Raw genomic sequence first — 10,011 nt, 5'->3', positions numbered from 1 at the left:
GCAGAATTTTCGACCACGAGTTAGTCGAGGCCGTCCAGCGCATCGCCGGCAATGGAACTGGCGATACGCGGTGGAAGGTGCCGGGTGTGCTCAACTGGTCGACCGGGACCTACAATCCTCGTGTCGACATCTCCAAGGACACGACGACCCTCTATGCATCGGACAGGGACGTTTTCCTTTTCCTGGTTGACGACCTGAACCCGATCGAAGCCGGTCGTCTCCGTGACGGCTCGCCCGACCTCTTTTTCCGAGGCTTCTATTGCTGGAATTCGGAGGTTGGGGCGAAGACGCTCGGCATGGCGAGCTTCTATCTCCGTGCAGTCTGCCAAAACCGCAATCTGTGGGGCGTGGAGGATTTCGAGGAGATCACTATTCGCCACTCCAAATACGCCGCAAATCGTTTCGCCCATGAAGCGGCCCCGGCGCTGCTGAACTTCGCCAACTCCTCACCCATGCCCTTCGTCAATGGCATCAAAGCCGCCCGCGAGCGAATCGTGGCGCGTAACGACGACGATCGCACCGAGTTCCTGCGTCGCCGCGGCTTCTCGAAGGCCGAGACAGGCAAGGTGATCGATGCAGTGCTGGCGGAGGAAGGCCGCCCGCCTGAAAGCATCTTCGATTTCGTGCAGGGCATCACCGCCGTCGCCCGCGACAAGTCTCACCAAGACGCACGCCTGGACATGGAGACGAAGGCGAAGAAGCTCTTGGATCGCGTCGCCTGATTACCACGAAGCCGGGCATGCGAACTTCCCGTGTCCTCGGCTTTGCTTCTTCCGCGTTTTTCCGTTTCGTCTCCTTCGTGGCGCCGTCCTCTGAGAGCAAGAGGGCGGCGCTTCGCTCCGTGAACGGCTTGGAGGCCGAGAGAGAGGCTTTCGGCCGGCCGTTCTGGAGAAACTGACATGGCAAAAGCCGTTCAGAAGATCAAGCTGTCGCTGTCGCGCGACATTCCCTTCAACAAACTCGTGCTGTCCCAATCCAATGTCCGCCGCATCAAGGCGGGTATCTCGATCGAAGATCTTGCCGAAGACATCGCACGTCGGTCCCTCCTGCAAAGCCTGAATGTCCGGCCAGTCCTCGATGCCGACGGCCAGGAGACCGACATGTTCGAGGTGCCAGCCGGCGGTCGCCGCTATCGCGCGCTTGAGCTCCTGATCAAGCAGAAGCGTCTCGCGAAGACCGCGCCGATCCCCTGCATCGTCGCTGATGCCGGCGGTGAGATTTCGGCGGAAGAGGACTCGCTTGCCGAAAACGTCCATCGCGTCGCGCTTCATCCTCTCGACCAGTTCCGCGCGTTCCAGACCCTGCGCGAACAACGCAAATCCGAGGAGGAGATCGCGGCCATCTTCTTCGTATCCGTCGGTGTCGTGAAGCAGCGCCTTCGGCTTGCGGCCGTTTCTCCAAAACTGCTCGACGTCTATGCCGACGATGGCATGTCGCTCGAGCAGTTGATGGCGTTCTCCGTCACGGACGATCACGCGCGGCAAGAGCAGGTCTGGGAGAACGTCAACCGGTCGGGCTATGACGAGCCGTATCAGATCAGGCGCGTTCTGACCGAGCGCGCGGTAAAGGCCTCCGACAAGCGCGCCCGTTTCGTCGGCGTCGCCGCCTACGAGGCGGCCGGCGGCAATGTGCTGCGCGATCTCTTCGAGGAAGACGGCGGCGGCTGGCTCGAGGACATCGCCCTGCTCGAGCGTCTTGTCGCCGAGAGGCTCCGCACCGAAGCCGAGAAGATCGCTGCCGAAGGTTGGAAGTGGATCGAGGTCGCCCCGAGCTTCCCCTACGGTTACGATCACGGGCTGCGCCGGCTCGAAAGCGAACCGGCCGATCTCACCGTTGAGGAACAAGCAAGCCTCGATGCGCTCCAAGCCGAGTATACGGCGCTCCAGGAGAAATACGAGGATGCTGACGAAATACCGGATGAGGCGGACACGCGCCTCGGCGAACTCGAGCAGGCCCTCGCGGCCTTCGAGGACTGGCCGCATATTTTCGACGCGGCCGCCATTCCGCACGCCGGCGCCTTCGTCAGCATCGATACCGATGGGACGGTACAGGTCGCGCGCGGCTATGTCCGCGGCGAGGACGAAGCGGCGTTCGCTGCGGCAGTAGTCGAGCCCGATCCTGAATCCGGCCCCGCAACGCCTGGCTCCGACGATGGTGCTCAACCCACAGCTCCGGTCCAGGGCAGTGTGATTACCATGGCCGGGCAGGTACCGCCGGATGAGGAAGAGGATGATGCCATCCGGCCCTTGCCCGACCGGCTCGTCATCGAGCTCACCGCGCACCGGACGCTGGCGCTGCAGGACGCGGTTGCGGCCCAACCGCAGGTCGCGATGACGGCGCTCTTGCACAAGCTCTGCCTCGACGCCTTCCATCGGACTTGCGGTCCATGCTGTATCGAGGCCGGCGTGCGTCATGTGCAGCTTTCCATCCAGGCGCCCGAATTGAAGGAAAGCGCGTCCGCCAGATCGATCGCCACTCGGCATGAGGGCTGGAGAGCCGACATGCCGACCGACGAGGCTGCCCTGTGGGATTGGCTGGTTGCGCTCGACGATGCCAGCCGGCTGGCTTTGCTCGCCCATTGTGTTTCCTTCGGCGTGAATGCCCTGTTCGAGAAGGTCGATCGCCATGGCGGGCCCGGCATTACCAGCCATGGGCTGCAGCGCCGTCTCGATCAGGCTGATCGGCTCGCCCGTGCAGTTGGTCTCGACATGGTGGAGGCCGGCTGGCGTCCGACGGTCGACAACTATCTCGGCCGTGTCACCAAGGGCCGTATCCTCGATGCGATCCGCGAGGCGAGGGGCGAATCCTCGGCTCAGCTCATCGACCATCTCAAGAAATCGGAGATGGCGAAGGAAGCCGAACGCCTGCTCGAGGGCGCCGGCTGGCTCCCCGAGCCGCTGCGCGTCGCCGCCGTGGCTTCGCCTTCGGACAGCTCTGACGCGCCGTCCGAGCCGCTTCCCGAATTCCTCTCCGGCGGTGACGAGGCATCGACCGACGGCGACGAGAGCGAGCAGCCGCACGCCGTCGCGGCCGAATAGGCCATCGCTGCGGGGCGGCATCCGCCGCCCCGCAGTTCTTTACCACTTCCCCTTCATCTCTCGGCCCGGCCCTCGCGCCGGGCTTCATCGTCTTGGGAGCACCATCATGACTGACGATACTTCAACACCCGGCTCGGGTTTCGATTCTGCCTCCTGGCCCTGCGGGACCAGGAATTTATCAGACTATGCAAGTCCACTCTCTCCGAGAACAAGACAGCGTTGTTCGACGCGCTCGCCAGTGCGCGCATCGACACCGCGGAGGTCACATTCAACGGCTATGCCGATGAGGGGCAAATCGACGGCGCTGTCGCGGACGGAGAGGGCGGTGACACGGATCTCCAGAGCATCCATGTCGAGATTGCGCGGGTCGAATGCGGCAACCAGATTGTCACGCGGCAAACCCTCTCCGTGAAGGACGCGATCGAGAAGCTTGTCTACGACCTCCTCGAGCAGACCTACTCCGGATGGGAGAATAACCAGGGCGCCTACGGTGACTTTCTGTTCGACGTCGCCGAGCGAACGATCACGCTCAACTTCAATGAGCGGATCGAAACCTCCGAATACACCCAGCATGTGTTCTGAGGGAGGAAGCAATGGCGCATCCCTATCATCATTCGCTCTCCTCGGTGAAGAAGTGGGGCGGGGCAGTCGATGACTATCTGCCGATCCATAACTGGTTCGATGCGAGCAAGCAGATCACGGCGGATTTTCGGCACCGCGCGCTCCGCCATCACGCCGAGGGCATCTTCATGGCCGAGACCATCTTTTGTCCGACCATCACATTGTCGTCCGGCCGCGTCATTCCGACGCGCTGGGTCGGTGAGCAGCACGTTATCGAGGATCTCGGACACATCCCGTCCTTCGCCGATTGGGTGAGGTGCATCCGTCCCGAACCCTGGATGAGCCGCACGCGGCGCATCTCGTGCGAGCCCGAGCCGCCGGTTTCTTCGACTGCAGAAGGAGCTTGACTATGTACGGCACGTATTTGCGCCTGAATATCACCGTGCATGATAGTTGGCGTGCGGTGGTTCGCGCGGCAGCGCGCAAGCTCACTCGGCAAGCGCTTCGCGACCCCCGGTGTCGCATAGCGCGCAAGCGGTTCTACCGCGAGATGCTCGATTATCACCGCCGGGAACAAGAAATCGTTGCGACCTGGCGGCTTTGACACCTCGTCCGTCGAGCACGGTTCCAACAAGTGATCGCCGATTGGGATAGTTCGCTCAAAGGGTCTGGCGCTGGTCGCCGGGCCCTTTCTTCTGGGTGAGATCCAGAGGGAGAGGTGGGCCGGGAAGGGTTTGAACCGCGGCGGTGTCAGGAGAGCGCCGGGCGGTTCGGCCTTTTCCCGCTCTCCGAAAGACATCCTGCCATGACCGAACCTCTCGTCGGCGGCGCCAGCGCCGCGCCGCTCTCGATGCGTGCCACCGCCGTTGTCGCATCCGCAGTCGTCAGGGCTGCGCGACAGCTTTTGACCGATCTCGAACAGGGACGTCGCATCGATGCCGCCGTTCTGCGCCACGCCATGCAGGCAGCGTTCGGCACCTCCGATGCGACCGGCGCCTGGAACTGGAAGACCGCTTACGACGCCTGCGAGGCGGCGACCGTCCTGTTCCTGCGGCGGCATGGCGCCGCCATGCGCGCCAAGGCGGCGTCGCCAGCCGACATGCTGTCGATGCTGATGCGGATCGCAAGCCTCCTTCCGACCCAGACACGCCGGTCCGAGGAAAGCGAATCGCTCCAGCAGTTCTCGACGCCGATCGGATTGGCGTATGTCGCGAGCGTGGCCGCCGCGATCACGCCAGCCGATGTCGTGCTGGAGCCGTCGGCCGGTACCGGCCATCTGGCCGTTCTCGCGGAACTGGCTGGCGCCTCCCTCGTCCTCAATGAGTTCGCCGAGAGCCGCGCCGGCATTCTCGGGCAGATCTTTCCTGCCATCTCCACCACGCGGTTTGACGCCGCACACATCAACGACCACCTCGATGCGCGTACCGTGCCGAGCGTCGTGCTGATGAACCCGCCGTTCTCGGCCGCAGTCCACGTCGATCGCGCGATGGCAGATGCGGCATTACAGCACGTCGGCTCGGCGTTGGCCCGTCTTCCAGCAGGCGGGCGCCTGGTCGCCATCACCGGCGCGAACGTCGCCCCCGACAACCCTGTGTGGACCGACTCCTTCAAGCGGCTTCAGGATCAGGGACAGGTCGTGTTCTCGGCGGCGATTGACGGCGCCGTCTATGCCAAGCACGGTACCACCACCGACACCCGCCTGACCGTTATCGATCGGGTGCCGGCGGGCGATATCGCGTTGTTGCCGGCATCCGCTGGCATCGCGCGAGACCTGCCGACTTTGCTCGGCTGGGTCATCCGGGACGTGCCAGCACGTCGTCCACTTGCTGGCAAGCCGATTGCGGTCGTGCCAGCAATTGCCAGCCCGTCCACGCCGCGGACCGTCCGCGCCTACGTCGCAAAGCGCCAACCGGCGACCGCGGCGCCAGCATCCGATCTCGTGGCGACGGAAGTCATCTATGAGCCCATCGACTGGATGCCCACTGATGCCAGTACCATCACCGATGCGCTCTATGAAGCCTACACACTTCAGTCGATCCGCATTCCCGGCGCGCAGGCCCATCCCACAAGGCTCGTGCAGTCGGCTGCAATGGCGTCGGTCGCGCCGCCAAAGCCATCCTATCGGCCGCATCTGCCGGCCAATGTCATAACGGATGGCATCCTCTCGGACGCGCAGCTCGAGAGCGTCATCTACGCTGGCGAAGCCCATTCGGAGTTTCTCGCAGGTTCCTGGACGGTCGATGCCACCTTTGACGTCGTGGCGGCCGCGCGTGATGACGCTGAGAATGCGGTTCGTTTTCGCCGCGGTTGGTTCCTGGGCGATGGCACCGGCGCGGGCAAGGGCCGGCAGGTCGCCGGTATCCTGATCGACAACTGGCTGAAGGGCCGGCGTCGTGCGGTCTGGATTAGCAAATCCGATAAGCTGATCGAGGATGCGCAGCGCGATTGGTCGGCACTTGGGGTGGAGCGGCTGCTCGTGACGCCGCTTTCCCGCTTCCGGCAGGGCACGCCGATCCGGCTTGCGGAAGGCGTCCTATTTACCACCTACGCTACGCTGCGCACCGACGAGCGTGGAGAAAAGCTTTCGCGCGCGCGTCAGATCGTTGAATGGTTGGGCTCCGACTTCGACGGAGTGATCGTCTTCGACGAGAGCCACGCCATGCAGAACGCGCTTGGTGGCAAGGGCGAGCGGGGTGACCTCAAGGCGATTGCTTGCAATCGTCCGGGGGCGGCCTCTCAGCAGGGCCGCGCGGGCCTGAGGCTGCAGCATGCTTTGCCGAATGCCCGCGTCGTCTACGTCTCGGCCACCGGTGCGACTACGGTTCATAATCTCGCCTACGCTCAGCGTCTCGGAGTGTGGGGCGGTGACGACTTCCCATTCGCGACGCGGGCCGAGTTTGTCGAGGCGATCGAGGAGGGCGGTGTCGCCGCCATGGAGGTTTTGGCGCGCGACCTCAAGGCGCTCGGCCTTTATGCCGCGCGTTCGCTATCTTATGAGGGTGTCGAATACGAACTGCTCGAACACCAGCTTACGCCCGAGCAGGTTCGCATCTACGATGCCTATGCCGGCGCATTCAGCATCATCCATAACAATCTCGACGCGGCGATGCGCGCCGCCAACATCACCGGCGAGACCGGCACTCTGAACGCGCAGGCTAAGTCCGCGGCGCGATCTGCCTTCGAAAGCGCCAAGCAGCGCTTCTTCGGCCATCTGCTCACCTCGATGAAGACGCCTTCGTTGATCCGCTCGATCGAGCGCGATCTTGATGCCGGCCATGCGGCCGTCATCCAGATCGTCTCGACCGGCGAAGCGCTGATGGAGCGCCGGCTGGCGGAGATTCCGACCGAAGAGTGGAGCGACGTTCAGGTCGACATCACCCCGCGGGAGTATGTCCTCGATTACCTCGCCCATTCCTTCCCGGTCCAGCTCTATGAGCCCTTCACCGACTCAGAGGGTAATCTCTCTTCCCGGCCCGTCTATCGCGACGGTCAGCCGGTCGAGAGCCGGGAAGCCGCCAAGCGCCGCGACCGCCTGATCGAAAAGCTCGCCTCGCTTCCGCCCGTACCGGGTGCGCTCGACCAGATCGTCCAGCGGTTCGGCACGGACATGGTCGCTGAGGTCACGGGACGTTCTCGCCGCGTCGTTCGTAAACGGGATCGGCTGATCGTCGAGAACCGCGCGGCCTCAGCCAATCTCGCCGAGACCGCGGCCTTCATGGACGACGCCAAGCGCATCCTCATCTTCAGCGACGCCGGCGGCACGGGCAGAAGCTACCATGCCGAACTGTCGGCTCGGAATCGCAGGCTGCGTGTTCATTACCTGCTCGAGCCGGGCTGGAAAGCCGACGCCGCCATCCAGGGCTTGGGTCGCACGAATCGTACCAACCAGGCGCAGCCGCCGCTGTTTCGCCCCATTGCGACAGATGTGAAGGCGGAGAAGCGCTTTCTCAGCACCATTGCTCGCCGGCTCGACACGCTGGGCGCCATCACCCGAGGTCAGCGCCAGACCGGAGGGCAGGGCCTGTTCCGCCCCGAGGACAACCTCGAAAGCCATTACGGCCGTGACGCACTGCGCCAACTATATCTGCTTCTCGTCCGCGGCAAGGTTGAAGGCTGCTCGCTCCAGGCGTTCGAGGACGCGACCGGTCTGAAGCTGATGGATGCCAACGGCATCAAGGATGAACTGCCGCCGGTCACGACATTCTTGAACAGGCTGCTGGCGTTGACCATCGACCTGCAAAACGTGTTGTTCGCCACGTTCGAGCAACTGCTCTCCGCTCGCATCGAAGGCGCGATTGCGTCCGGCGCCTACGATGCCGGCCTGGAGACGCTGCTCGCGGAGAGCTTCATCATCGCCGACCGACGCGTGATCTATACCCATCCCGGGACTGGCACCGAGACACGGCTGCTGTCCATCACCGAACGGCAGCGTAATCGTCCCGTAACGCTGCGGGAGGCGTTCGATCGGCTCTCGGATTCGTGCGCCGTGCCGCTCGTCAACGAGCGCTCGGGCCGGGCCGCCGTTCAGGTGCCTGCGCCGAGCTTCATGCTCGATGACGGTGAGATCGAACGGCGCGTGCGGCTGATCCGGCCGATGGAGCAGCACAGCGTTCCCCTAAGCGCAATGGCGGAAAGCCATTGGGCCGAAGCCGATCGCGGCCGCTTCGGCGCGGCCTGGCAGGCCGAGCTCCATGACCTGCCCGAATTCTCGGAAAGCACAATCCATGTCGTCGCCGGCTTGCTGCTGCCGATCTGGAAGCGGCTGCCGGACGAGTCGACGCGGGTCTACCGGCTTCAGACCGATGCTGGAGAAAGAGTCATCGGCCGCAAGGTTTCGGCCAGTTGGGTGGCGAACGTCCTTGCGGCCGACGCGCCCAAGCTGGCGTCCGACGCAGCCTTTGCCGCTCTGATGGAGGGGCGAACTGTTCTCGACCTGGCCGAAGGCCTCCAGCTTCGCCGCGTCCGCGTCATGGGCAGACACCGGATCGAGCTGTCCGGATGCAACGACACGATGCGCGATCGCCTCAGGACGTATGGCCTCTTCAGCGAGATCATCTCCTGGAAGCTGCGCATGTTCGTGCCTACGGATGAGGCCGGCATCGAGGTCCTGGCAAAGGTGCTCGAGCACTATCCAATCGAGCGCATCGTCGAACGGGAGGCTGCGTGATGCGCCGCGATGCCTCCGAACTGGCGCATCGCCTCGCGCGCGAGGCCGAGGCGGTGTGCCGTCGTTACCTTTCCAATGGAAAGCGCGAAGGGCGGTATTGGCTGGTTGGTGATGTCTACAATACGCCGGGCCGCTCGATGTTCGTGCGGCTCCAGGACTCCACCAAGGGGAGCGCGGGTAAGTGGACCGACGCCGCGACCGGTGAGCATGGCGATCTCCTGGACATCATTCGGCATAGCCTTGGGCTCCGTGACTTCCGCGAAGTTGCTGAAGAGGCGAGGCGGTTTCTCAAGCTGCCCCGCACTGAATCGGAACCCGTACCACGACTGCCCCCAGTGCGCTCCGTCCCGGCGGGATCACGAGAGGCCGCAAGGCGGCTCTTTGCAATCTCAGGCCCGATCGAAGGCACCATGGTGGAGACCTATCTGCGACGCCGCGGAATAGCTCGCGTGCACCATGGTGGCAGCGTCCGCTTCCATCCGCGCTGCTACTATCGCTCCGATGAGCACGTACCCACCGAGACCTGGCCGGCGATGATCGCTTGCGTCACAGATCTCGATGGCAGAATCACTGGTGTGCATCGCACGTGGCTCGATCCAGACGGCTTTGATCGCATTCGACTCGGCAAGGCGCCGATCGACACGCCGCGACGCGCCATGGGCGATCTGCTCGGCAATGCGGTTTGCTTCGGTGCGCCGGACGACGACGTGCTTGTGGCCGGCGAAGGCATCGAAACCATGCTCTCGCTGCGTTGTGCGCTGCCAACATTGCCGATGGCCGCAGCGCTGTCGGCCAATCACCTCGCAGCCATGCTGCTGTCGTCAAGCTTGCGTCGGCTCTATATCGCGCGGGACGCTGACGCCGCTGGAGACATGGTGCAAGCCACTCTGTTGAACCGCGCACAAGCGGCCGGCATCGAAGCAATCCCCTTGTCACCTCGGCTGGGCGATTTCAACGAGGATCTGCACATCTTCGGTCTCGACGCCCTACGAGCGGCATTGCGGCTGCAACTCGTACCGGAAGACGTCTCCCGCTTTCTTCTATTGTCGGCCACCGTCGTATAGGCGCGCTTGGCGTCCCATCAACGTCGACAGCTCGGTCGCGCGGCGGCCCAATGCCGGAGAGGACGCGACCTCGGCCTTCTAGAGGGCGATCGGACGGCAAGCGGCCCCGGCCGCCAATGGCTACGACCGGCTATTTTCCGCCGGCCCTGCGGGCCTTTGCATCGCGAAGCAAAATAGCCGG

6 protein-coding genes and 1 pseudogene are annotated in these 10,011 nt (G+C 63.9%); all 7 read left to right on the top strand.

The features are described 5' to 3' along the window. Positions 1-722: pseudogene (locus ACVIJ6_RS37920) on the top strand (DUF932 domain-containing protein); the annotation flags it as partial. 177 nt (positions 723-899) lie between these two features. Further along, positions 900-3,038 (top strand): DNA-binding protein, encoded by a 2,139-nt coding sequence (locus ACVIJ6_RS37915; protein WP_456776851.1) that lies wholly within the window; start codon positions 900-902, stop codon positions 3,036-3,038. Between the two features lie 153 nt (positions 3,039-3,191). Continuing rightward, a complete protein-coding gene (locus ACVIJ6_RS37910) occupies positions 3,192-3,620 on the top strand; it encodes a DUF6878 family protein (protein WP_444837356.1) in 429 nt (142 codons plus the stop codon). 11 nt (positions 3,621-3,631) lie between these two features. Continuing rightward, positions 3,632-4,006 (top strand): DUF6915 family protein, encoded by a 375-nt coding sequence (locus tag ACVIJ6_RS37905; protein ID WP_444837234.1) that lies wholly within the window; start codon positions 3,632-3,634, stop codon positions 4,004-4,006. 2 nt (positions 4,007-4,008) lie between these two features. Then, the gene (locus tag ACVIJ6_RS37900; RefSeq protein ID WP_280712519.1) at positions 4,009-4,203 is read left to right on the top strand and encodes a hypothetical protein; all 195 of its coding nucleotides are present in this window, start codon (positions 4,009-4,011) and stop codon (positions 4,201-4,203) included. A gap of 201 nt (positions 4,204-4,404) precedes the next feature. Beyond that, positions 4,405-8,766: a strawberry notch-like NTP hydrolase domain-containing protein gene (locus ACVIJ6_RS37895; protein ID WP_444837233.1), complete on the top strand. Its 4,362-nt coding sequence runs from the start codon at positions 4,405-4,407 to the stop codon at positions 8,764-8,766. Beyond that, positions 8,766-9,830 carry a DUF7146 domain-containing protein gene (locus ACVIJ6_RS37890; RefSeq protein ID WP_444837232.1) on the top strand — a complete coding sequence of 355 codons (1,065 nt, stop codon included), beginning with the start codon at positions 8,766-8,768 and terminating at the stop codon, positions 9,828-9,830. The genes ACVIJ6_RS37895 and ACVIJ6_RS37890 overlap by 1 nt, the downstream gene beginning before the upstream one ends. Positions 9,831-10,011 lie beyond the last annotated feature (181 nt).

The sequence above is a fragment of the Bradyrhizobium sp. USDA 4369 genome, assembly GCF_054056435.1.
Note: the sequence above shows the minus strand (reverse complement) of the source record. Positions and strands in the feature narration are given on the sequence as shown.